Raw genomic sequence first — 23468 nt, 5'->3', positions numbered from 1 at the left:
AAAAGGCCGCCGGTCACCCGGCGGCCTCCTGCATTCAAGCTCTGTTCGACCTTAGTTGCGCGAGGCAACCGGCCTTACCAGCGCCGTCACGCGGCGGATGGTAACGCGGCGGTTTTCCTGGTTCGGTCCCTGCGTGTTGACCTTCAGGTAACGCTCCCCGTAACCCTGCGTCGCAAGGTTTTCAGGCGGGATGCCATAGACGTCGGTCATCACGTTCGCGACCGATTCGGCGCGCTGGTCGGACAGCACGAGGTTGCTCTGGTCGGAACCGACAGCATCCGTGTGACCTTCGATCAGGAATGTTTCCGACGGATCCTTGCGCAGCACTTCGTTGATCGCGTCGGCGACCTTGCGCAGGCTGCGCGCCTGGCTCATCGGGATTTCGGCGCTGCCGGTCGCAAAGGTGATCGTATCTAGGTCGATACGGCGCACCTTGTCGCGGATACGAGCAGAATACTTCACCTCGTCGAGCGAATAGACGCGCTCGACTGGCTCGACCGGCGGCTCGCGGAGGAAGTCGTAGTAGTCGCGATCGTCGTCGCTGCTCGTGTCCATGATGTAGTCCCGCAGCGGGATGCGCAGGCGCATCGGTGGCAGGTCGGCACCCGGATCCTGGAAGTAGCTGCGATCGGGATCGTCATAGAGTTCCGGCGAGTAGTAGAGCACCGATTCCCGACCACGATTATCGATGCGCGAGCGCTGGATGATATCGCCGTAGCGGTTACGGACCGTTACGATCTGGTAGCCATCACGGTCGATCGTCTCGCGATAACGGTCGCGCGGCAGCTGCTCGTACATCGGCCGTTCGCCATCCCTGAGGAAGCGGCGGTCGTCATCGCCACGCACATAGGTCTGGTTGTTGAACTGGATGATCACGCGGTTATCGTTGCCGCGCTGGCCGAACTGCGCGCCATCGGGCCGCTGGAACTGCGGGCGACGATCAAGGCGCTCGCCCTGCTCGCTGGTGACCGCCTCGATCTTGATCGGCGGGCGTCTTTCGCCGCTGGGCGCAACCTGCGCATCGGCGTCGGACTTCGGAACGCGAACCTGCTGCTCCTGGCCGCGCTGCTTGTCGCGGTCGCGGCGCGACTGCACACCACCGGAGCGGTCGGCATCCTTGTCGCTATCGAGAACGGCGGCACCGTTTTCAACAGGAAGCACCACGGTTTCCGTGCTCTTGCTCGGATCGGCTGCGATTTCCTTGCGCCGCTCGAGTTCCTTGGGGGTGATCTTCTCCGGCGCAGGAATGACCTGCTCGGCCTGACCCGCTGCGGGCTGTCCGGCCACGCCGCCTTCAGGCTGCGCGGGAGCGATCTGCTCGCCCTGCTGCTGCGCGGGTGCTGTTTCCAGCTGCGGCTTTGCCGGTGCTTCGCCGACCGCTGGCTGCTCCTGGTTGGGCGCCTTGCCCGTTACAGGCTCGTTGCCGTTCTGCGGCTTGGCGGCCTTCTCTGGCGCGGGCTGTTCCTGCTGGGTCGGAGCCTGTTCCGCGGCCGGCTTCTGGCCTTCGGGTGCAGCCTCGGCGGCCGGCTTCTTGCGCGGCTTCACGGGCTGGTCTGTGCCTTCCGCTACCGGCTTGCCGTTCTTGCCTGATGGCTGCTGCTCGGGAGCAACCTGCTCCTGTTGCGGCGCTGCAGGTTCCGCCTGCGGAGCGGCCTGCTCCTGCTGCTGAGGCGCGGCCTCCTCTTGCTGCTTCTGCTGTTTGTCGCGCTTGTTGTGGCGCGGCTTCTGCTGATTTTCGGCAGGCTGCTGCTCGGGAGCGACCTGCTCCTGTTGCGGTGCTGCAGGTTCCGCCTGAGGGGCGGCCTGTTCAGCGGCTGGCTGCTTGTGCTTTCTCGGCGCCTCGGCAGGTGCCTCCTGCTGCTGTGCCGGTTCCGCTGCCGGCTGCTCAGCTGCAGGTTCACGCTGCTTCTGCTTGCGTGGCTTTTCGACAGGCGCTTCTTCCTGCTGCTGTTGTTGCGGTGCCTGTTCGGCTGCCGGCTCGCGCTGCTTGCGTGGCTTTTCAGCCGGAGCTTCCTGCTGCTGCGGTGCTTCTTCGGCGGCAGGTTCGCGCTGCTTGCGGGGCTTTTCGGCGGGCGCCTGCTGCTGGTCGCCACCGCCTTCGGCCTGCTTCTTGTGCCGCTTTTTCAGAATTTCTTCATCCGAGGGCGCATCCGGCGCAGCCTCTTGCGCGACCTCGATGGTGCCGGCGGGCTGCACGGCGGGGCTGGTCTGCTCGACGCTGGTGGCCGCCGCAAACACGTGCACGGGCTGCATCACCATCGACAGGGACAGCAGCGGAAACGCGGCGCTGGCAAACAGTCTGGATCTCATTCCCATTAGGGCTCCTCATTGATTCTTCTTATCTTCGGCGCGGTCATTGCGGCGTTCTCTTCTGACCCACGCTCGTGTCAGGGAATCGAACACACGCGAATTTGTTCCACGCGTTTTAAGACCTGCCTGATTAACCCGTTCTGAATATGGCAGACTGCACACGTTCATCTTCGCCACAGTTTACAATGGTTGAGAGAGCCGCGATTCCTGTTGCAATTTTAGCAAAAAGCGTTTGAGTATCGCCTCAAGGCGTTGCCAGGCAGCGCCGATCTGCGCCGCCGACGCAAAACAAAAATACGGACGGCGGCCACCAACAGAGAGGACTCTCATGCGTATCTCCACCCGTATTCTCGCAGCCGCCTCGATTGCCGCGATGTCTCTTTTCGCCGGCTCTGCAATGGCAGACGGCGAGAAGTATGTCATCGGCACCGACTCCACCTACCCGCCCTTCGAGTATGTAGACGCCAGCGGCCAATTCCTCGGCTTCGACATGGACATCGCCCGTGCGCTCTGCGCCGAAATGAAGGCGGACTGCACCATCGTCAGCAGCGACTGGGACGGCATCATTCCGGCTCTCCAGGCCAAGAAGTTCGACATGATCATCTCATCCATGTCGATCACTCCTGAGCGCTCCAAACTGGTCGACTTCACCAACAAGTACTACAACACGCCGCCGGCTGTTGCCGTACCGAAGGACTCGACCGTGACTGACGTTGCCGGCCTCAAGGGCAAGGTCATCGGCGCACAAACGTCGACGACGCATGCCAACTACGCCGAAAAGCACCTGCCGGACACCGAGCTCAAGCTCTACCCGACCGCCGACGAGTACAAGCTCGACATCGCAAACGGTCGCGTCGATGCCGTCATCGACGACGTCGTCGTGCTCTCGCAGTGGGTCAAGTCTGACGCCGGTGCATGCTGCAAGATCCTGACGACGCTTCCTGTCGACAAGGAAATCAATGGCGTTGGCGCCGGCATTGCCGTCCGCCAGGGCGATCCGCTGCGCGAAAAGCTCAACAAGGCGATCGTCGCGATCCGTGCCAGCGGCGAGTACAAGAAGATCCAGGACAAGTACTTCGACTTCAACGTTTACGGCGACTGATAAAATCTGTAGGTCGCTACATTAGATGGTGGCGGAAGGCTTGCCCTTCCGCCATTTTTGTTTGACAAAGACTGAAAGATCAAAGCGGCAAAAGCCGCGAGGGGAAAAGCATAATGGGCGGATTATTTTCCGCGCTGGGCTCTCTATGGGCCGCGATAGGATATGTCTTCGATCCGCTTTGCGGACCTGCGGGCCTCTTTACCTGGTTTGGCTCATCCACGATCCTTGCCTGTGGCGACACCGGCTGGGGCGACGAGATCGCAGCCGGCCTGAAGGTCACCGTTGCGGTCGCGCTCGTGACGCTGCCGATCGGCCTCCTCATCGGTTTCGTCGTTGCGCTTGGCCAGCAGTCGGAGGAAAAATCCGTACGCCTGGCGGCCGGCATCTACACGACGATTTTCCGCGGCCTGCCGGAACTGCTGACCCTCTTCATCATCTACTATGGCATGCAGATCCTGATCCAGGCCGTGCTTGCCTACGCCGGCTATGACGGGCGGATCGAGATCAACGCCTTCATCGCAGGCGTCATCGCGCTCTCGGTTGTTTTCTCCGCCTATTGTTCGGAAGTGTTGCTGTCGGCATTCCGCGCCATTCCGAAAGGCCAGTATGAGGCCGGTGACGCACTCGGATTTCACCGAGGCCGCACGCTTATGCTGATTGTCCTGCCGCAGCTGGTGCGCATCGCCCTGCCCGGTCTTGTGAATCTGTGGATGATCCTGCTCAAGGACACATCCTACGTGTCGATCATCGGGCTCGCGGACATTCTACGCCAGACCGGCGTCGCGGTTAAGGTGACCAAGCAGGCGTTCCTCTTCTACATCGTCGCCTGCGCCCTTTATCTCGGCCTTGCGATCATTTCTTCCTTCGGCCTGCGCTACATCGAACGCTGGGCCAAGCGCTCGGAGGTCCGCCGATGAGCCACGCTGAAGTCCTCATACCGCCGCAGCCGGCGCCGAAGGTCGAGCAGACGAGCCTCAACGCAACGCGTATCACCGGCTATTTCTTCGTCGGATTGTGGATCGTTCTCGCCATTTCGCTGGTCGGCATGATCATCAAGGGCTGGGACCTGGGCAATTTCACGCGCTACGGGCCACGCTACATCCACGGTCTTTTCACGACGATTGCACTGGTCACCATATCGGTGATCTTCGGCGCGATCCTGTCGTTGCCATTGGCCTTCGCGCGCATGTCGAAGAACAAGGTCATCAACGGCCTCGCTTATGCCTATGTCTATGTCTTCCGCGGCACGCCGCTGCTCGCTCAGCTATTCCTGATCTACTACGGTCTCGGCGGCTTTCGGCCTCAGCTTGAGTCCGTCGGTCTCTGGTGGTTTTTCCGCGACGCCTGGTATTGCGGCCTTTTCGCGATGACCATCAACACCGCAGCCTATCAGGCCGAAATCCTGCGCGGCGCGATCGAGAGCGTGCCGCATGGCCAGCACGAGGCGGCGGCCTCGCTCGGCATTCACAAGGCGGTCGCCTTCCGCAAGATCATCCTGCCGCAGGCGTTGATCGTGGCCCTGCGCCCCTACGGCAACGAGATCATTCTCCTGATCAAGGGCTCGGCCGTCGTGGCGATCATCACCGTTCTCGACCTGATGGGCGAGACGCGCTACGCCTTCTCGCGCACCTTCGACTACCAGACCTATCTGTGGGCGGCGATCTTCTACCTCGCCATGGTCGAGACCCTGCGCCATCTCTGGGCTTGGATCGAACGCCGATTGACCAGACACCTCAAGCGCTGACAGCGTTGGCAGCACTCAACATAGAGAGCTGCTAACGCATTGAAATAAAGAAATAAAAATATATCCGATCGACATTCCGCAAGCTTCGGTTAACCATGTCATGGTTCCATTTCATGTAGCGCTAATGAGCGCTGCATGGGAACCAGAGGCTAGACGACGATGCACAAGGAACTCGAAAAGCAGCTTCAGGGCTACGGCCTGACAACCGCCCAGATCATCTACCGCATGCCGGATCACCAAGCCATACTCCAGACCTACATCTGGCAGGACTACGATCTGGCACCGGAGTTTCCGGAGATGCGCAGCTTCCTGAAATTCTGGCAGGAGAAGCTGGATGGGCCGCTTCACTCCGTACGCTACATTCACCGCAAGCTGATATCGGCCACGGAATGGCGCTCCCTGAAGGGTGAATTCATCATCAACTGACAGCTCTATCGAGCCGGTCAGACATGCGCTTCCCCGTGGAAGAACTCGCCACGTTCCGTTTCGCGAAGAAGCGCACCATAGAGAATGCCGATATAGAGCACGGCGACGATTGAAATCACGGCCCAGCCTGGGATGGGCCCCAGCGCCGCATTGTCGACCACGTAGGACCAGGAATGTGCCTGTGTCTGGGTATCGCCTTCCGTCTGCAGCTTGGGCGTCGTGATTTTCAGGCACCACGCGAGCAGCAGGATGAGGTACATCCAGCAATAATTCCGGCGGAGCCGCCGCCGGATCGCGGCGCGATAGCTCAGCAGAAACTCGGGCTTGCGCAAGCTTGCCGCAATCTTCGCAGCCCAGTCGCTTCGCGGCGCCGTGCCCGGCGACAGGATCTCGGCGAAATAGCTGCGCTCCAGCTGCCGGATGCGCGCCCTGTATATGTCGAAGAAGCGGTAGCGCCGCGCCTCGATGACAAGCAGAAGCGTGATCAGCATCATGCCAAACAACAGCACCCCATGGTGCGACGTCGGCGACGACAGGGATACCGACAGGAGTGCTGCCGAAACGGTGATCGCCCAGTTCGATGTCCGGTCGATCCGGTCGCGCCAACTCGTCATCCGGCCAAGCTCGCCACGATAATAGTGGCTCAGCGTGTTCGTCACCTCGCCAGCACTCGCCGGAAGCGCCGGCCGCGGGCTCTCCATCTCACCGTCCAACGGTGCGTTACCGGGCTGCGCGATCATGGTCATTTCCTCCATTTGTTCTCATTGAATTAGGAATGACTTACTTTGCGCGCGCAACGTCGCCATTGCAAAAGGCATTCAGTCGCCGTAGAGGCTCCGCAAGAGACAAAAATTGTGGTGAGAGACATGGCCAAGAAGATCGACGAAGACGCACTGGCGGAAGCCTATAATCGCGCACTCGCCCTTGAGAAGGCCGGCGACGTCGACGCAGCCGTCAAGGCCTACGAAGAAGTCCTTGCCATCGATCCCGACGATCACGGCGGCGCCGCCGTCCGCATCGCCGCCATGGGTCGCGGCGAAACGCCAAGCAAGGCACCGGATGCCTATGTCGAGACCCTCTTCGACCAGCATGCAGAAGTCTTCGAGGACGTGCTCGTCGAACAGCTTGGCTATCACGTGCCCATGCTGGTTCGCCAGCGCATCCAGAGCCTGGAACTCGGCCCGTTCAAGCGCATGCTCGACCTCGGTTGCGGCACCGGCCTGACGGGTGGCACGCTTCGCGATATCTGCGAAGAGATGACCGGCATCGACATTTCCGAAAACATGGTCGAGATCGCCCATGAGAAGGACCTCTACGAAACCCTGTTCGTCGCCGAGGTCGAGGACTTCCTCGATGACAACGACGAAGAGCCCTTCGACCTGATCACGGCAACCGATGTCCTGCCCTATCTCGGCGCGCTGGAGCCGCTTTTCTTCGGCGCCGCCGAAAACATGATGTCGGGCGGCATCTTCGTGTTTTCCTCCGAAACCCTGCCCGAGGAAGCGCTTGCCGGTCGCTCCTACATGGTCGGCCCGCATCAGCGCTTTGCCCATTCCGACGCCTACGTCCGCGAACGACTGGCGGCCACCGGTTTCGACCTGATCGAAATCACCGACATCAATGTCCGCATGGAAGAGGGCCAGCCGACGCCCGGTCATCTGGTCATCGCCCGCCTCAGATAACACCGCGACAACCACAATCAGTGATTGCGGTCGATTGGTTGCGTAACCATGAGAAGTACACCATCCTCCCAATGTTTTGTTGGGGGGCAAGATGGATACATCATCGTGGAGTGGCCTGTTCGTCAGCCTGGTGGGCACGCCCGAGGCTATTTTGTTCTACCTTTCCGGCATCAACTGGTACGCTCTGGGTATCGCGGTCCTGAGCCCGTTGCTGATGTTGTTTGCGCGACAGGAAATCAGGTTGAGGCGATTGCGCTCCATCCAGGACTTCCTGACCACATTCAAGCTGCCAGGGGTCAAGGGAACGACCCTCTCCACCGAGCCGCGCTCCGCTGATACGGTGCCGAACGCCGACCCGACCAACGACAACAGCACGACGAAAGCCGCGCCCGGCGCTGAAAATCAGCCCAATCCATCCTTCGAATACGTCAAGTCGAAGTACATTTCCGACCTCAGGCTTAGCGCAAAATATGACGATCAGTCGCGTTTGAAGGACGCAAAGACGGACGTCGACCGTATCAATATCTACATCGAGATTGCCTGCCGACCGTTCCAGAGCGCCAATGTTCGGCTTTATCTGGCGTCGCTGAGCTTCATGCTGGTGTCCTACTACGGCTTCAAACTGTTCTTCACCGCGCTCGGCTATGGGACCGGGGACGAGTGCGTTCCGGCGACCGGATGCAATCTGACGCTCTCGGAAACAATCGGCGCGTTCGCCTTCGTCGGTGCCTACGTCGCGGCGCTGCGCATGTTGCTACGCTCGCTTGCCATCTTCGATCTCAACGCGTTCACCTTCCTGCGGCAGGCCAGCGAGATGGCTGCGACGGTGCTGGTGGTAATCCTGCTCTACAACGCATTTCCAACCATCACCTCGCCCGTCTCCCTTTCCGGCATCGTGAACATACAACAGACGACCGGCACGGCCTCGCCGGCAGCCACTGCTGCTGCGCCTCAACCGCCGGCGAAAGAACCAGCGGTCGATGACAGCACCGACGACGACAGGATTTCGAGCGTCTGGCTGGCACTCGCGGTGCTGCTCGGTCTGCTGCCCCAAAGCTCGAGCAAGTTCCTCCTGCTGAAACTGCGGGCGTTCGTTCCTTGGGCAAAGATAGCCGACGACCGCTTCGCGGAGATCACCAAGACGGTCTCGCCTGACATTATCGACGGCATCGACTTCGAGACACGTTTCCGGCTCGAAGAATGCGGCATCTACGATGTCCAGAACCTCGCGACCTATAACCCGATCATGCTCTTCATCGAGACGCCCTTTGGTGTCTTCCAGTGCATCGACTGGGTGGCGCAGGCGCAGCTATGCCACATCCTCGGACCTGAGAAATTCCTGACCTTCCGCGAACTAAACATCCGGACGATCTTTGACCTAGAGCGCGCCATCGAGAGCATGCAAGCCCCGGACGCATATGATGCGATGTGCGCGACGGTCTTGCTCGCGCCAACACAGAACCTTCGGTCAATCACGGAAATCTCCGGCTTCAAATTCTTCATCGGCCGGCCCGACGCTCCCAAGGCGGAAACTTTGGACCAGTATTTCGAGTGGCTGAACAGCCGCATCGCCGACAAGAACGGCACGACCGCCGCTATCGAGCATCTGATGTCCTGGATCGGTGACGATCTTCATGTGCGCCGGCTGCGGCGCCTGTGGAACGACATCGCCGACAGTCTGGAACCGAACTCGGAATACCTGAAAGACTCCAAGCGCAATCCGGCGAATGCGCCCAAACCTTCGCCGACCGACATCGTTCCAGTGAAAGATGCCGCAGAATAGTTATCCCAACGGATAACTATTATCTATCCTCCTCGGATTAATTCTGATACTTATCCAATCAGATAAGTTTCGCCGAGGAGGACGTCGCGTGTCGCTTACTCTCTATGGTCATCCGCTTGCATCCTTTTGCCACAAGGTCCTGATTGCGCTCTACGAGAACGGCACACCGTTCGACAATCTGATCGTTGATCTCGCCGACGAACGGTCGCGCGCCGAATTCGTCCGTCTCTGGCCAGTCGGCAAGATGCCGATGCTTCGCGACACGGCACGCAATCACATCATTCCGGAAACGACGATCATCATCGAATATCTGGATCGCCACCATCGCGGGCCTGTCCAGCTGCTGTCGGACGACGAGGATCAGGCGCTCCGGATCCGGCTGTGGGACCGCTTCTTCGATCTATACGTTCAGACGCCGATGCAGAAGATCGTTGCCGACAAGCTGCGACCCGAGGGCTCCAAGGATCCATACGGTGTCGACGAGGCCCGCAGCGCATTGGTCATGGCCTATGACATGGTCGAAGAACAGCTGGCCGATCATGACTGGATCATCGGCGATAGCTTCACCATGGCGGACTGCGCCGCCGCACCCGCCCTCTTCTACGCCGAAACGCTCGTGCCATTCGGCGACGGTCGCCCGCGGCTCGAAGCCTACTACAACCGGCTCCTGTCGCGGCCGTCATTTGCAAGGGTGCTGGACGAGGCCCGCCCCTACTTCAAGTTCTACCCCTATGCCGACCGGCTTCCCGCTCATTTTCATGATCCCGAGATCGCCGAATGATGCAGGAACCAGCCGCCCTCGACCGCATGTTCCACGCACTCTCCGATCGCAGCCGCCGCGGCATGGTCGATCGTCTGGGACGTGGCCCGGCCTCGGTGTCGGAGCTGGCCGCTCCGCTTTCGATGGCGCTGCCCACCGTCATGAAGCATCTCGGCGTACTGGAAGACAGCGGGCTTGTGAGCTCTCAAAAGAACGGTCGCGTGCGCACCTACCATCTCAGGGAAGACGCGCTCGGCAATGTCGAGCGCTGGCTCGCGGAGCGTCGGGCGAGTTGGAACAAGGCATTCGACCGGTTGGACCATTTCCTAGCAGACGAACCATCGGAGTAGGCAAAACATGAAAACGCATTCTGCCAGCCATACGACGTTGACGATCGAGCGCACACTTCGCGCGCCCCTTGCCCGCGCTTTTCGCGCCTGGGCAAATCCCGAGGCCAAACGCCAGTGGTTCGCCTGTCATGACGAGTGGGTACCGCTCGATTACAGCCTGGATTTCCGTATCGGCGGCACCGAGCAAAACCGCGTCGCAGACAGCAGCGGCATCGTGCATGCCTATTCAGCCATCTATCTCGACATCGTTCAGGATGCGCGCATCATCTACGCCTACGACATGAAACTTGACGATGCGACGATCTCCGCATCGCTCGCCACCGTGGCGTTTGAGACCACATCGGCAGGAACGAAGATGACGTTCACCGAACAGGTCGTGTTTCTCGACGGCTATGCCGATAACGGTTCCCGATTACAGGGAACCGAAATCCTGCTCGATCGCGTACAGGCCTTCGTCGAGCGTGAGACGAGCATCGTCCACTAGGCTCCATCCGTCCCGAGAATGGCGGCAAGCAGCCTGCCTTCAAGTTCCGCCAGCGCCGGATTGCCGTGACGGCGCGGATGCGGATAGGGGATCGCCAGATCGAGAGCGACGCGCCCCTCGTCGAGCGCGATCACCCGGTCGGCTAGATGCACGGCTTCACTGACGTCGTGGGTGACCAGAACTGCGGTGAAGCCCAGTTCCCGCCAGACGCGGTTCAGCAGCTCCTGCATGCTGATCCGGGTCAGTGCGTCGAGCGCGCCGAGCGGCTCGTCGAGCGCAAGCACGCCCGGCTTGCTCACGAGAGCGCGTGCCAGCGCTACGCGCTGCCTCTGGCCGCCGGAAAGCCGCGCCGGCCACTCGTTACTCTTCTCCGCGAGCTGCACCTCGGCCAGTGCAACCTCGACCTCGCGGCTCGCCAGCCGCTTGTCCACCTTGTCGCCAAGGCCGACCGCGACATTCTCGGCAACACTGAGCCAAGGCAACAGGCGCGGCTCCTGGAAGACGATCCGCGCATTGGCGTTGGCATCGCCACCATCGGCATTTTCGAAATGCAGTTCGCCGGCTGTCGGTTCGTCCAGCCCCATCAGGATACGCAGCAGCGTACTCTTGCCGCAGCCGCTCTTGCCGATGATCGCGACAAACTGGCCCGCCGGAATGTGGAGGTTGATGCCGCGCAGCACGCGGTTGCCGCCGAAGCTCTTCTCGAGCCCCTTCAGCGTGATTGATGCAGCCCCTTCAGCCGTCGAAACCGCCCGGTCGTGTTCATATTCACGCTCGTCGACGGCACCTTGATAACGCTCATGCGCGATGAGGGTCATGGCGTCACTCCTATTTCTGGTAAACCGGGTTCCATTTCAGCGCACGGCGCTCAAGCGCACGGGCAACAACGTCGGCCAGCTTGCCAAGCACGGCGTAGATCACCAACGCGAGCACGACGACGTCGGTCATCATGAATTCACGCGCATTGTTCGCCATGTGGCCGATGCCAGACGAGGCAGCGATCGACTCCGAGACGATCAGCGTCAGCCACATGATGCCGAGCGCGTAGCGAAGGCCGACGAAGATCGAGGGCAAGGCACCAGGAAAGATCACCTTCCGGAACAGCGTCCAGCTGCCCATGCCGTACACCCGGCCCATCTCGATCAGATCGCGATCGACGTTGCGCACGCCATGATAGGCATTCAGGTAGACGGGAAAGAGCACGCCGAGCGACGTCAAAAACAGCTTCGATTCCTCGCCGATCCCGAACCAGAGGATAACCAGCGGGATCATCGCGAGGTGCGGAATGGTGCGCAGCATCTGCAATGTCGTGTCGGTCAGCTGCTCCGATACCTTCGAGACACCGTTGGCGATCCCGAGCAGGAAGCCGATTGCGCCGCCTACCAGCAATCCGCCGAATGCACGCGCGGCACTGACGAGAATATCGTGGGGCAGCTGCCCGGTGATGGTCGTTGCCCAGAAAGCGAGAGCGACGTCGACCGGTGACGGCATGATGCGTGACGCGATCCAACCGGCGGAGGACGCAAGCTGCCAGACGGCGATGATCGCGACCGGCACAAGGTAGGGGAGAAGCGTCTCGGGTTTCGGCAGCGAAAGGCTAGGGCGCGCCCTGCCCTCTGTGCGTTCGGTCAACGCCCGTCCGATCGGCGTATCGAATGTCGACATGAAGTTTTCCTCGCTTATGCCCGATGCCACGTCGTCGAAGACGCCAGTGGTTTCATTTCCCAGTGCATTCATTCAACTGAACGCGCCGCCCGCTATCGACGGACGGCGCGGGGAAAACGGATCAGGAGCCCGAAACCACCTTGAGGTTTCCGCCGTGGCTGCCGCCACCAAAGACCTGGCGTTTGCCGAAGTCGCTCTGGAAGCCGTGGCGCTGCTCCTCGCGGGTGATCCCCAGCTCCGGAAACAGCAGTTCGGCCACCCGGTACGCTTCTTCGAGGTGCGGATAGCCCGAACCGATCACGGTATCGATACCGACATCCTGGTATTCGCGCAGACGCGCCGCCACCGTCTTCGGCGACCCGACCAGTGCCGTGCCTGCGCCGGCACGCACCAGTCCGACACCCGCCCAGAGGTTCGGAGAAACCTCGAGCCTGTCGCGACGACCGCCATGGAGCGCTGCCATGCGCTTCTGTCCAACCGAGTCGGATTCATTGACGAAGCGCTCCTGTGCTTCTCGGATCGTCTCGTCGTCGAGCTTCGAAATGAGCCGGTCCGCCGCGGCCCAGGCTTCCTCGTCCGTCTCGCGCACGATGAAGTGCAGACGGATGCCGAAGCTGACGTCGCGGCCCTTCTGCGCAGCTGCGGCGCGTACCTTCTTCACCTTCTCGGCAACTTGTGCCGGCGGCTCGCCCCAGGTCAGATACTTGTCGACGCGGCCGACCGAGAAATCGATACCGGCATCCGAGGAGCCGCCGAAATAGAGCGGCGGCCGCGGATTCTGCACGGAGGGAAAGCCGAGGCGCGCATTGGTCGCCTTGATATATTTGCCGTCATAGCTCGCCACGCCCTTCTCGAGCAGCTCCTCGAACACCGTGAAGAACTCGTCGGCATGGGCATAGCGTTCGTCATGCGCCAGATGGATACCGTCGCCGGCGAGCTCTGCCGGGCTGCCGCCCACGACGATGTTGAGCAACAGGCGGCCGTTGGAGATACGGTCGAGTGTCGTCGTCAGGCGTGCGTAATACGCAGGCGACGCGGTGCCCGGACGGATGGCAACGAGGAAATTCAGCTTCTGCGTCTGGGCCGCCAGTGCCGCCGCAGTCACGAAGGACTCTTCGCAAGAGACACCCGTCGGCAACAACACGCCGGAATAGCCGAGGCGATCGACCGCTTGGGCGATCTGCGTGAGATAACCGATCTCAGGTGCGCGGTTCAGTTCGTCCGAACCGAGATATGCGCCGTCGCCCGACGTTGGGATGAACCAGAGAAAGTTGATGGGATCGTGTTTGGCAGTCATTGGAGGTGATCCTCTTTACCGGAAAAATGAGTTCAGCTCGCCTTCGGACGCCAGACGATATCGCTGACGTTGAGCTGCTTCGGCACGACGCCGAGCTTGTAGAAGTCGTCGGCCAATGCCTGCTGGTAGGTCAGAGCCTGGTCGGGGAAGAGTGACACCTTGCCGAGATCGGCTTGGCTGCGCGTCAGTGTTACGCGCGTGATATCGGCGGGAACGCCGGTGATCTCGGAAAGCGTCTTGACCGTCCCGTCCAGATCCGCCTGCGCCGCGGCGCCGACCTTCGCCAGTTCATCGATCACATCGGCGATGATCTCAGGATGGGCTGCCGTGAAAGTGCCATTGCCAAGGAAGTAGCCCCAATTGTCGAGCAGCCCTTCCGACGTCGTCACCACCCGCGTCTGCGGGTCGGCCTCAGCGACCGCGAAGAAGGGATCCCATATCGCCCAGGCATCGATCGCGCCGTTCTTGAAGGCCGCGCCGGCATCCGGCGGCGGTAGGTCCACTTCAGTAATATCCGAGAGCGAAAGCCCTGCCTTGGCGAGCACCTTGAGCGCGAAGTTGTGAGCGCTCGAGCCGCGTTTGTAGGCGAGCTTCTTGCCCTTCAGATCCTCGATGGTCTGGATCGGCGAGTCCTTGTGGACCAACAATCCGTGAAAAGCCGCCGGCCCACGGTATGCGCCGACGTAAAGGAGGTTGCCACCTGCCGCCTGCGCGAAGAGCGGCGGTACGTCGCCGGTGACGCCAAAGTCGAGCGCGTCGGCACCAACGGCTTCGAGCAACGGCGGCCCGGAGGTGAACTCGTTCCATTCGACGCTGACACCCTTGGCTTCCAGACGCTTTTCCAGCGCGCCCGTACGCCGCGCCAGCGCCAGCACGCCGAACTTCTGCCAGCCGATACGCAGCGTCGTCTGCGCGGCACTGGCTGTCCGCACCTGCGGCAGGATCGTGCTTGCCGCTGCGGCACCGATGAGGCCTAGGGTCTGTCTGCGGGTGAACATCGTATATCCCTCTCGTGATGGCTGCTCTTCGTGTCAGCCTGTCGCTTCAGGAGATAATAGTGACATAGACGACCAATTAGATCGACAATATCATTTTTCTATTCTATTGGCTTTGCAGGAATAAATTTCCCCGGTCCGCGGCATGCTGTTCGCTTTCATGCCGCAGAAGGAAAAATGCCTCGATCGGGATGGCGTTCTCAGCTAGCCTTCGGGCGCCAGACGATATCGCCCGTTTTCAGCTTCTTCGGCACAATACCGAGGCTGAAGAACTCGTCCGCGAGCGCCTGTTGGTAGGCCGCAGCCTCGTCGGTGATGGTCGAAACGCTGCCGAGGTCGGCGCCCGGCCGCGTCAAAGCAACGCGCGTCACATCGGCAGGAACGCCGGTGATCTCCGATAGCTCCTGGACCGTGTCATTCAGTTTGCCCTGCGCCGAGCGGCCAACCTTTGCGAGTTCGTCGATGACGTCGACGACCACCTGCCCGTTCGCGTCGGTGAACTCGGCATTTGCAAGGAAGTAGCTGTAGGCGTCGACGATGCCTTCAGCGGTTGAGAGGATGCGTGTCTGCGGATCGGCTTCAACAATCGCCAGATAGGGATCCCAGATCGACCATGCGTCGATGCTGCCATTCTTGAATGCAGCGGCGGCATCTGGCGGCGACAGATCGACCGCCTCGACGTCATCGATGGCGAGGCCCGACTTGCGCAATATCTTCACGGTGACGTTATGCGCGCTCGATCCGCGCTTGAACGCCACCTTCTTGCCCTTCAGGTCCTCGACGGTATTGATCGACGAGTCCTTGCGGACCACGATCGCGGATGCGGCCTGACTGCCGCGATAGGTACCGACATAGTAGAGATGCCCACCGGCGGCCTGGGCGAACAGTGGCGGCACATCGCCTGTCGCGCCGAAATCGAGCGCGCCGGCCCCAAGGGCTTCGAGCAGCGGCGGACCGGAGGTGAACTCCGACCAGCTGACCGTGATCCCCTTGTCGGCAAGCCGTTGTTCAAGCGCGCCGCGGCGCTTGGCGAGCGCCAGCACGCCGTTCTTCTGCCAGCCGATGCGAAATTCCGTGGCCGCTGCACGGGCCGGCCGCACGGCCGGCAGCAAAGCCGTTGCCGCGGCGGCACCGAAGAGCCCCAATGTCTGACGACGTGAAATCATGCCAATCCCCTTTGTTTCTGCGCCTTCTGATACGGATGAAGTGGCGCATTTCGCTTGTGGTGACTTTATACTGATCAAATCCATAAAATAGATCGACATTTTTATTTGTCATATTCGCTGCCGCTGAAATTTTCCCGACCCGATTTTTCCGATTCAGCGGAATTTTCTTCCAAGCGAACAATCCACCGGCCCGCACGTGATGGCTTTTCGCCTGCCTTTCTTTCCGCTAAGCCTCGTTCTCGACATTCATGAAAGGGATAAGACATGGCAAAAGTCGCATTCATCGGTCTCGGCGTGATGGGGTTCCCCATGGCGGGTCACCTGAAGGTGAAAGGCGGCCATGACGTCACGGTCTACAACCGTACCGCCGCAAAGGCGGACGACTGGGTCGCGAAATTCGGCGGCAAGTCCGCCCCGACGCCGGCCGAAGCAGCCCGCGATGCAGACTTCGTCTTTACCTGCGTCGGCAATGACGATGATCTCCGCTCGGTGACATCGGGCGAAAATGGCGTGCTGCAGACCATGAAGTCCGGTGCGATCCTGATCGACAACACCACCGCCAGCGCCGAAGTTGCCCGCGAACTCTACGCCGCAGCCAAGGAAAAGGGCGTCGGCTTCATCGATGCGCCGGTTTCCGGTGGCCAGGCCGGCGCCGAAAACGGCGTCCTCACAGTCATGTGCGGCGGCGACGAAGCCACCTACGACACGGCAAAGCCGATCATCGACGCCTACGCCCGAATGGTGGGGCTGATGGGCGCGGCTGGCGCCGGACAACTAACCAAGATGATCAACCAGATCTGCATCGCCGGCGTCGTACAGGGCCTTGCCGAGGGCATCCATTTCGGCAAACGCGCCGGCCTCGACATTGAAAAGGTGGTCGAGGTGATCTCCAAGGGTGCGGCAGGCTCCTGGCAGATGGAAAACCGCCACAAGACGATGAACGTCGGCAAGTACGACTTCGGCTTTGCCATCGACTGGATGCGCAAGGATCTCGGCATCGTTCTCAACGAGGCTCGCAGCAACGGCGCCAAGCTACCCCTGACGGCCCTCGTCGACCAGTTCTACGGCGATGTCCAGGCCATGGGCGGCAATCGCTGGGATACGTCTTCCCTGCTCGCCCGCCTCGAAAAATGATCGGCCCCTCCTCCAGCGCAGCAGTACTAATCGCGCATCTGCAATCGCTGCGCTCGCAGGAGAATGTCGCCGGGATGGCTCGCTTCGGCATCGTCACAGATACCGCGCTGGGCCTTTCCAATCCCGACCTGCAACGCATCGCCCGTGCCGTGAAGAAAGATCATGCGCGGGCGCTCGAACTGTGGGCGAGCAACATCCGCGAGGCGCGCATGCTAGCGCTCTATACCGCCGAGCCGAAGAGCCTGACCGCCGGCCTCGCCCGCCAATGGGCCAGCGATTTCAAGTCATGGGAGATCGTCGACACGGCAGCCGATCTCTTCATCGAAGCGCGCCTTTTGCAACTGATCCCGGAATTCGCCGCGGATGACCGAGAGTTTGTCCGCCGAACCGCGTTTGCGATGATCGCATCGGCCGCCGTCCACATGAAGAAGGAACCGGACGAAACCCTGCTGGCCTGGCTGCCGCTGATCGAGGCCCATTCCACGGACCCTCGCAACTTCGTGCGAAAGGCGGTCAACTGGGCGCTGAGAAACATCGGAAAGCGCAATCGCCGCTGCCACGGCCCGGCGCTGGCGCTTGCCGAACAGCTGGCCGCGAGCAACGACAAGACCGCCCGATGGATCGGCAAGGATGCCGTCAGGGAACTGAAGAGCGACAAGATCCTGGCTCGCCTGAAAGGCTGAGCTCAGTCCTCGTTGGATTTCGCGTTGTCGAGGAGCATGTAGTCGAGCGGCAGTTGAGTCGAATATTTGATCTGCTCCATGGCGAAGGCCGAGGAGACGTCGCGGATTTCGATCTTGGCGATCATCCGCTTGTAGAAGGCGTCATAGGCGGCAATATCAGGAACGACGACGCGCAAGAGGTAATCGATGTCGCCGCTCATGCGGTAGAATTCGACAACCTCGGGAAACTCGGCCACCACCTCCGAAAAGCGGCGCAGCCACTCTATCGAATGCGTTGCCGTGCGGATCGATACGAACACCGTAACCTTGGTGTTGACCTTCTCGGGGTCCAGGATGGCCACTCGGCGCTTGATGACGCCGTCTTCTTCCATCTTCTGGATACGCCGCCAGCAGGGTGTGGTAGACAGACCGACCTTCTTGGCGAGATCAGCAACGGCCAAAGTCGAGTCTTCCTGCAAAAGACGCAGGATTTTGCGGTCGAGACGGTCCATCTACAAAAGCCCCTTCGAATTATTTTCCCTGTATAGCGCGATTCCGGCGGTGGAAAAGAATTTTGTTTCAGTTCACGAGCAATTTGATCCGCTCACGGAGCACCGGCAGCAACTCGTCCTCGAACCATGGATTGCGCTTGATCCAGCCGGAATTGCGCCAACTGGGATGCGGCAACGGCAAGAAGGCTGGAGAGCGATTGGCAAACAGCATTGTCCTCCACGCTCGCACCGTTTCCGTCACATTCTCGCGCCGTTCCGTACCCAGATGCCATGCCTGCGCGTATTGTCCGACGACCAAAACCAGCTCCACCTGCGGCATGGCCGAAATCACCCGCTGGCGCCAATGCGGCGCGCATTCACGCCGCGGCGGCAGGTCGCTGCCCTTGGCATCATACCCCGGAAAGCAGAACCCCATCGGCACGATCGTAAATCGGTCACGATCGTAGAACATCTCCCGGTCGACCTCCAGCCATTCGCGCAGTCGGTCGCCGGAGGCATCGTTGAACGGCATCCCGCTTTCGTGGACCCGAAGCCCCGGTGCCTGCCCGGCGATCAGCACCCTCGCCAGCGACGAGATCACCGCAACGGGTCGGGGCTCATGCGGCAATCGATGCTCGGACCCGCGAAGCGAAGCATCACGACAGATGCGACAGGCCGCGATTTCGGTGCGCAACGCTTCAAGTCCGTCAGGCTGTTCGTTTACCTCTACCATCCGAATAGCCTCGTATCGCGAGAGCCTGACGCCTCGCGCGCATGGTCGCGCACCGATCTCGGCATCTCGAAGGTGCCGGCCCACAGCCCGATCTTTTCGGCCCGCGCCTGCGCTTCCTCGCTGTGATAGGCGCCGTAGGAGACGGCCAGCCCCTTGCGCACCATCGCGCCATTGAGATCGACGCCACCGGCCCGACACACCACCAGCAGCCGGTCAAAACGGTCTCGCTCGGTCCCCGCACACTGCGTATCCTTGGCTGCGACCAGCCCCTGCAGCGCCCGCTTGGCGTCCACGCCGCATGGCCAGGTCGTCCCCGCGCGCGCGCAGGTCTGGCTAAGCTCCGGCGCATCGATCCCGTAGAGGCGCATCCGCTCGCCGCCGAGAGCAAGACTGTCGCCGTCGGCGGCATGAAAGGAACCTGCCTGCACGATTTCCGCCCTGTCGTTCAACTTCGCGGCGATCAGCCAGAGGAACGCCAGGATAGCCAGCGCCGTCACACCGTCGCGAATTATCCGAAAGCCGCCCGTCACGCTTTCGCCTCCTTGAAAAACAAACCGTTGGCAAAGATGGCAAACATCTTCTTAAGAATTGGGGTCTAGGGTGTAGAAATCCGCGGATCAAGTTTCAACGTGTGCAATGAGTAACGGCGTCAGCACATCGAACGATAAGAATATCGTCGACAAATCACGCAGTCACCGCAACAAGCCGGTTTCCAAGGCTGTTCGCGTGACGCGCGAACGCCTGCAGTCCAGCCATTCAGCGAGCGGTGCCTTCGATCGCGACGTGCTCGTCATGTACATCAACGCGCTGCTCCAGGGCGCCTCGATCATGCCCCTCTTCGTCATCATCGTCGCGGCGCTTGGGGTCTACTTCACCGAAAACACACAGATATTTCTCTGGGCGCTGCTGACGCTCACGGCGCACGCAACAAACGTCTTCCTCGCGCGCCGCGCCCGCAAGCACGAGATGACGACGGCACGCGCCCGCAAATGGCGGCGTGCGTTGCTGCTTGGTCAATTCATGATCGGTTGCTGCTGGGCGGTTTTCGCCGTCCAGGATTGCGCAACCTGCGAACCATCCAGCTTCGTCCTCTACAAGGGCGCCACCCTGCTGATCGCGCTGTCGCTAACTGCAATGTCGAATTTCATGCTCACACCGTCGGTGCTGGTGGCCTTTGTCCCTGTCATCGTCGGCATAGGCATCAAGGCGGCGCTGTCGCGCGACATTCTCGAAATCAGCCTGACCGCCATTCTCACGACCACCGTCCTTTTCTTCAACTACATCAGCGACCGGCTGTTCCAGTCGAATTTGAAGATCCTCGCTTACCAGGCGGAGAAGGACGATCTGATCGCCGAGCTTGAAGTGGCCAAATCCATGTCGGACGAGGCCCGCCGCCGTGCGGAGGAGGCAAACCTTGCAAAGTCGCGCTTCCTCGCCTCCATGTCGCATGAACTTAGGACGCCGCTGAACGCCATTCTCGGTTTCTCCGAAGTAATGTCCGCCGAGGTCATGGGTCCACTCAACAACCCGACCTACAAGGAATACACCAGCGACATCCATCGATCCGGACAGCATCTGCTCGACCTGATCAACGAAATCCTCGACCTCTCGCGCATCGAGGCCGGCAAATATGAACTGAGCGAAGAAGCAATTTCGCTGCTCGACATCTCCGAGGAATGCATCGGCATGGTGCAGCTGCGCGCCCGCAGCAAGAACATCTCGATCACGCAGCAGTTCGAGGCAGAGCTTCCGTCCGTCTGGGCGGACGAAAAGTCGATGCGCCAGGTCATCCTCAACCTGCTGTCGAACGCGGTAAAATTCACGCCGCAATCCGGCGAGATCCATATGAAGGTCGGCTGGACCGCCGGCGGCGGCCAGTATGTCTCCATCAAGGACAATGGGCCTGGTATCCCCGAGGACGAGATTCCCGTTGTGCTATCCGCATTCGGGCAAGGCTCGATCGCCATCAAGAGCGCCGAACAGGGCACCGGGCTCGGCTTGCCCATCGTGCAGGCGATCCTTGCCAAGCACGACGGTCAGTTCATCCTCAAGTCCAAGCTACGAGAAGGTACCGAGGTCATCGCCATTCTTCCGGCACGCCGCGTACTGCAGACGGTGCCGGCCGTGGAAGATACGCAAGCGGTCTCACGCCGCCGCCGCAGCTTTGCCTGATCATTCTGCAGATAGGCTGAAGGCACCGCGCCGCACGCGATGCCGGCGACGCTATCGCATCATACGTGCAGCAGATGTTTTCCGACGGTGAAGAGCAGGAAGATGCCGCAGGCGGCGATCATGCAAAGAACCGCAAACGAGCCCAGATCCTTCGCGTGTTTTCCGACCATGGAGATCTCCGGCGAGATCCGGTCGATCACTTCCTCGATGGCGGTGTTCAACGCTTCGAAAGCAAACAGGACGAGAAAGAGAAGCACAGCGATCATCAGTTCGACCAGTGTCGCCCCGACAGCAATCAGCAGGATCAGCGAAACGGCAAAGAACAGCAGCTCCTGCCGGAATGCAGCCTCCTTGATCAGTCGCCGGAAACCGCCGAGTGAATAGCTGGCAGCAGCGAAGAAGTGGCTGATGCCAGTGAGTTTGGTTACGGCAGGTTTCATCAAGCGCCTCGTCATCATGTCGATGGCGGCCCACGGCCGCCATGTATCAAAAAATGCGAATACCGGTTCGCGGTAAGCGCCGCAAGAACTCTGTCATAAACCTGTCACGAACCTGAAGGTCAGTGCTTATTCGTAACACCTGCCTGTGCAAATGTCGCCATGCCCGAGTGGCAGGCCGCCGCTGCCTTGACGATACCGGCGGCGAGCGCTGCCCCAGTGCCCTCACCCAGCCGCATGCCCAGCGCCAGAAGCGGGGTCTTGCCCAGCATCTCGATTGCCCGCAGATGCCCCGGCTCACCCGAAACATGGCCGATAAGGCAATGATCGAGCGCCGACGGATTGGCCGCCTTCAGGATCGCGGCCGCGGCGGTCGCGACATAACCGTCGATCAGCACCGGGATCCGCTCGACGCGTGCGGCAAGGATGGCCCCGGCCATCGCCGCGATTTCGCGACCGCCGAGCCGGCGCATGATTTCCAGCGGATCGTCGAGATGATCGCTGTGCAGGGCAACCGCCTTTTCGACAGCCGCGATCTTGCGCTCCAGCATCTCGCCTTCCGATCCGGTGCCCGGTCCAACCCAGTCGCGGGCCGAGCCGCCGTAGAGGGCGTAGTTGATCGCTGCGGCAATCGTGGTGTTGCCGATCCCCATCTCGCCGATGCAGAGCAGGTCCGTGCCGCCAGCGATCGCCTCCATGCCGAATGCCATCGTCGCCGCGCAGTCGCGCTCCGACAGGGCTGCTTCCTCTGTGATGTCCCCGGTCGGATAGTCGAGAGCGAGGTCGAAAACCTTCAGACCAAGATCATTGGCCACACAGATCTGGTTGATCGCGGCGCCACCGGCGGCGAAATTCTCGACCATCTGCTGCGTCACCGAAGGCGGAAACGGCGTGATCCCCTGGCGAACAACGCCATGGTTGCCAGCGAAGATCGCGACCAGAGGCCGGTTGACAGCCGGCGTGCGACCGGTCCAGGCTGCCAGCCAGAAAGCGATTTCCTCAAGCCGTCCGAGCGCACCCGGAGGCTTCGTCAGCTGCGCGTCGCGCTCGCGCGCGGCAACCAGTGCCGCGGCATCCGGGCCCGGCAGATCTCGCAGAAGCGCCCGGAAATCATCGAATGGCAGGCCTGAAACGCTCATGAATGCGGCTTCCTTGTCTTGTCTGTAAACTTGTCTTTTGGCTGCAAATCAGCTTCTTTCGTCGCCACTCTCTTAAAGGCAGCGACGCAGGCGAACAACTGCAAAAGCGTTGCAAATGGTCGCGGGGCAAGCGCAGAATGAGCATTGGAAACTATGTCACAGACGTTGCCCGCGCCGTCTCGTTCCTCAGCCGCTTTCCAGTACCCCAATCCGTCTTTTCAGGTTTCGACGGCAGGCTCAGCCGCGTCGCCCGTGCGTTTCCGCTGGCCGGCTTGATCATCGGCCTGCTGCCGGCACTGGTGTTTCTGGTGATGCTGGGGTTGCGTGCCGACCGCCTGATGTCGGCCCTCGTCGCGCTTGGCGTACAGGCGATCGTGACCGGCGCCCTGCATGAAGACGGGCTCGCAGACAGCGCTGACGGGATCGGTGGTGGCCGAGATCGGGATCATAGCCTATCGATCATGAAGGACAGCCGCATCGGCACCTATGGCGCGATCTCGTTGATCCTCTCCTTCGCCATCCGTGCCGCCGCTATCGCGGCAATCGCGCGCGCCGCCCCGCCACTCGCCGCAGCTTTGGGAGTGTTGGCCGTCGCCGGCGTCAGCCGAGGTGCACTCGTCTGGCATTGGCATCGATTGCCGCCGGCCAAGCCCGACGGCGTCGCTGCAGCGGCCGGCCAGCCGGGCGAAGGCACCATGCACACGGCACTCGTCTCCGGCTGCCTGCTCGGCGCCATCCTCATCTGGCCGAGCCTGGGGCTGCTGCCGCTGGTCACCTGCCTGCTCGCTGCAGGCTTGTCCACCGTTGCCTTTTCGGTTTTCGTTCGCAAACGCCTCCACGGCCACACCGGGGACACGCTTGGCGCCACCGCACAGATTTCCGAGATCGCGGCACTCTGCGCTATTGCCATGTCTTTGTGAAACATCGATATAGTCT

At 61.1% G+C, this 23468-nt stretch carries 26 protein-coding genes; 13 read left to right on the top strand and 13 right to left on the bottom strand.

Going from position 1 to position 23468, the window contains the following annotated elements; all coding sequences use genetic code 11:
- Positions 1 to 51 precede the first annotated feature (51 nt).
- Together QTL94_RS00860 and QTL94_RS00855 are read right to left on the bottom strand one after the other, a co-directional pair.
- Entirely contained in the window at positions 52 to 2316 is a 2265-nt protein-coding gene (locus QTL94_RS00860) for an OmpA family protein (RefSeq protein ID WP_289800281.1), read from the bottom strand.
- A gap of 174 nt (positions 2317 to 2490) precedes the next feature.
- Positions 2491 to 2640 (bottom strand): hypothetical protein, encoded by a 150-nt coding sequence (locus QTL94_RS00855; protein WP_289800280.1) that lies wholly within the window; start codon positions 2638 to 2640, stop codon positions 2491 to 2493.
- Here QTL94_RS00855 and QTL94_RS00850 point away from each other — a divergent pair.
- The 4 genes from QTL94_RS00850 (at position 2639) to QTL94_RS00835 (ending at position 5582) form a co-directional block, all read left to right on the top strand.
- Entirely contained in the window at positions 2639 to 3412 is a 774-nt protein-coding gene (locus QTL94_RS00850; RefSeq protein WP_289800279.1) for a transporter substrate-binding domain-containing protein, read from the top strand. The genes QTL94_RS00855 and QTL94_RS00850 overlap by 2 nt on opposite strands.
- 113 nt (positions 3413 to 3525) lie before the next feature.
- Complete coding sequence (locus tag QTL94_RS00845) at positions 3526 to 4329, top strand: ABC transporter permease (RefSeq protein WP_065693951.1); 804 nt, start codon at positions 3526 to 3528, stop codon at positions 4327 to 4329.
- Positions 4326 to 5156 carry an ABC transporter permease gene (locus tag QTL94_RS00840; protein WP_289800278.1) on the top strand — a complete coding sequence of 277 codons (831 nt, stop codon included), beginning with the start codon at positions 4326 to 4328 and terminating at the stop codon, positions 5154 to 5156. Before QTL94_RS00845 ends, QTL94_RS00840 begins: the two co-directional genes overlap by 4 nt.
- Before the next feature lie 159 nt (positions 5157 to 5315).
- A complete protein-coding gene (locus QTL94_RS00835; RefSeq protein ID WP_113521115.1) occupies positions 5316 to 5582 on the top strand; it encodes an usg protein in 267 nt (88 codons plus the stop codon).
- 17 nt (positions 5583 to 5599) lie between these two features.
- Here QTL94_RS00835 and QTL94_RS00830 read toward each other — a convergent pair whose 3' ends face one another.
- Complete coding sequence (locus QTL94_RS00830; protein ID WP_065694099.1) at positions 5600 to 6322, bottom strand: DUF2270 domain-containing protein; 723 nt, start codon at positions 6320 to 6322, stop codon at positions 5600 to 5602.
- Between the two features lie 126 nt (positions 6323 to 6448).
- Here QTL94_RS00830 and QTL94_RS00825 point away from each other — a divergent pair, with 126 nt between their 5' ends.
- The 5 genes from QTL94_RS00825 (at position 6449) to QTL94_RS00805 (ending at position 10641) form a co-directional block, all read left to right on the top strand.
- Positions 6449 to 7264: a class I SAM-dependent methyltransferase gene (locus tag QTL94_RS00825; protein WP_289800277.1), complete on the top strand. Its 816-nt coding sequence runs from the start codon at positions 6449 to 6451 to the stop codon at positions 7262 to 7264.
- A 91-nt stretch (positions 7265 to 7355) separates the two neighbouring features.
- Positions 7356 to 9047, top strand: a complete 1692-nt coding sequence (locus tag QTL94_RS00820; protein WP_289800276.1) for a hypothetical protein — start codon at positions 7356 to 7358, stop codon at positions 9045 to 9047.
- Between the two features lie 88 nt (positions 9048 to 9135).
- On the top strand, positions 9136 to 9828 hold the full coding sequence (locus QTL94_RS00815) for a glutathione S-transferase family protein (protein WP_289800275.1): 693 nt from the start codon (positions 9136 to 9138) through the stop codon (positions 9826 to 9828).
- Positions 9825 to 10157, top strand: a complete 333-nt coding sequence (locus QTL94_RS00810; RefSeq protein ID WP_065693957.1) for an ArsR/SmtB family transcription factor — start codon at positions 9825 to 9827, stop codon at positions 10155 to 10157. The genes QTL94_RS00815 and QTL94_RS00810 overlap by 4 nt, the downstream gene beginning before the upstream one ends.
- Positions 10158 to 10164: 7 nt before the next feature.
- Positions 10165 to 10641 carry an SRPBCC family protein gene (locus QTL94_RS00805; RefSeq protein ID WP_289800274.1) on the top strand — a complete coding sequence of 159 codons (477 nt, stop codon included), beginning with the start codon at positions 10165 to 10167 and terminating at the stop codon, positions 10639 to 10641.
- Here the strand turns inward: QTL94_RS00805 and QTL94_RS00800 are convergent.
- The 5 genes from QTL94_RS00800 to QTL94_RS00780 all read right to left on the bottom strand — a co-directional run bounded on the left by QTL94_RS00800 (position 10638) and on the right by QTL94_RS00780 (position 15764).
- Entirely contained in the window at positions 10638 to 11459 is an 822-nt protein-coding gene (locus QTL94_RS00800) for an ATP-binding cassette domain-containing protein (RefSeq protein WP_289800273.1), read from the bottom strand. The two genes, QTL94_RS00805 and QTL94_RS00800, sit on opposite strands and share 4 nt — an antisense overlap.
- 10 nt (positions 11460 to 11469) lie before the next feature.
- A complete protein-coding gene (locus tag QTL94_RS00795; protein ID WP_289800272.1) occupies positions 11470 to 12306 on the bottom strand; it encodes an ABC transporter permease subunit in 837 nt (278 codons plus the stop codon).
- 121 nt (positions 12307 to 12427) lie between these two features.
- A complete protein-coding gene (gene ssuD / locus QTL94_RS00790; RefSeq protein ID WP_065693960.1) occupies positions 12428 to 13603 on the bottom strand; it encodes an FMNH2-dependent alkanesulfonate monooxygenase in 1176 nt (391 codons plus the stop codon).
- Between the two features lie 32 nt (positions 13604 to 13635).
- The gene (locus QTL94_RS00785) at positions 13636 to 14601 is read right to left on the bottom strand and encodes an aliphatic sulfonate ABC transporter substrate-binding protein (protein WP_289800271.1); all 966 of its coding nucleotides are present in this window, start codon (positions 14599 to 14601) and stop codon (positions 13636 to 13638) included.
- Positions 14602 to 14798: 197 nt separating this feature from the next.
- Entirely contained in the window at positions 14799 to 15764 is a 966-nt protein-coding gene (locus tag QTL94_RS00780; protein WP_289800270.1) for an aliphatic sulfonate ABC transporter substrate-binding protein, read from the bottom strand.
- A gap of 264 nt (positions 15765 to 16028) precedes the next feature.
- On the opposite strand from QTL94_RS00780, the gene QTL94_RS00775 reads away from it, so the two are divergent.
- Positions 16029 to 16898 carry an NAD(P)-dependent oxidoreductase gene (locus QTL94_RS00775; protein WP_289800269.1) on the top strand — a complete coding sequence of 290 codons (870 nt, stop codon included), beginning with the start codon at positions 16029 to 16031 and terminating at the stop codon, positions 16896 to 16898.
- On the top strand, positions 16895 to 17581 hold the full coding sequence (locus tag QTL94_RS00770; protein ID WP_289800268.1) for a DNA alkylation repair protein: 687 nt from the start codon (positions 16895 to 16897) through the stop codon (positions 17579 to 17581). Before QTL94_RS00775 ends, QTL94_RS00770 begins: the two co-directional genes overlap by 4 nt.
- Before the next feature lie 2 nt (positions 17582 to 17583).
- Here the strand turns inward: QTL94_RS00770 and QTL94_RS00765 are convergent, their stop codons facing one another.
- From QTL94_RS00765 to QTL94_RS00755, 3 genes are all read right to left on the bottom strand, one after another.
- Complete coding sequence (locus tag QTL94_RS00765; RefSeq protein ID WP_065693964.1) at positions 17584 to 18072, bottom strand: Lrp/AsnC family transcriptional regulator; 489 nt, start codon at positions 18070 to 18072, stop codon at positions 17584 to 17586.
- Between the two features lie 67 nt (positions 18073 to 18139).
- A complete protein-coding gene (locus QTL94_RS00760) occupies positions 18140 to 18784 on the bottom strand; it encodes a uracil-DNA glycosylase family protein (RefSeq protein ID WP_289800267.1) in 645 nt (214 codons plus the stop codon).
- Positions 18778 to 19314 (bottom strand): thermonuclease family protein, encoded by a 537-nt coding sequence (locus QTL94_RS00755; protein ID WP_289800266.1) that lies wholly within the window; start codon positions 19312 to 19314, stop codon positions 18778 to 18780. The genes QTL94_RS00760 and QTL94_RS00755 overlap by 7 nt, the downstream gene beginning before the upstream one ends.
- Before the next feature lie 106 nt (positions 19315 to 19420).
- Here QTL94_RS00755 and QTL94_RS00750 point away from each other — a divergent pair, with 106 nt between their 5' ends.
- On the top strand, positions 19421 to 20956 hold the full coding sequence (locus QTL94_RS00750; RefSeq protein WP_289800265.1) for a sensor histidine kinase: 1536 nt from the start codon (positions 19421 to 19423) through the stop codon (positions 20954 to 20956).
- A gap of 59 nt (positions 20957 to 21015) precedes the next feature.
- Here the strand turns inward: QTL94_RS00750 and QTL94_RS00745 are convergent, their stop codons facing one another.
- Positions 21016 to 21396, bottom strand: coding sequence for a diacylglycerol kinase (locus tag QTL94_RS00745; protein ID WP_065693968.1), 381 nt, complete (start codon positions 21394 to 21396; stop codon positions 21016 to 21018).
- Between the two features lie 119 nt (positions 21397 to 21515).
- Complete coding sequence (gene cobT / locus QTL94_RS00740; protein ID WP_289800264.1) at positions 21516 to 22532, bottom strand: nicotinate-nucleotide--dimethylbenzimidazole phosphoribosyltransferase; 1017 nt, start codon at positions 22530 to 22532, stop codon at positions 21516 to 21518.
- Positions 22533 to 22669: 137 nt separating this feature from the next.
- Between cobT and QTL94_RS00735 the strand changes: the two genes are divergently transcribed.
- Complete coding sequence (locus QTL94_RS00735; protein ID WP_289800263.1) at positions 22670 to 23452, top strand: adenosylcobinamide-GDP ribazoletransferase; 783 nt, start codon at positions 22670 to 22672, stop codon at positions 23450 to 23452.
- The last annotated feature ends 16 nt before the right edge of the window (positions 23453 to 23468 follow it).

This window comes from Rhizobium sp. S96 (assembly GCF_030382195.1).
In the GTDB taxonomy this organism is placed as follows: Bacteria; Pseudomonadota; Alphaproteobacteria; order Rhizobiales; family Rhizobiaceae; genus Rhizobium.
Note: the sequence above shows the minus strand (reverse complement) of the source record. Positions and strands in the feature narration are given on the sequence as shown.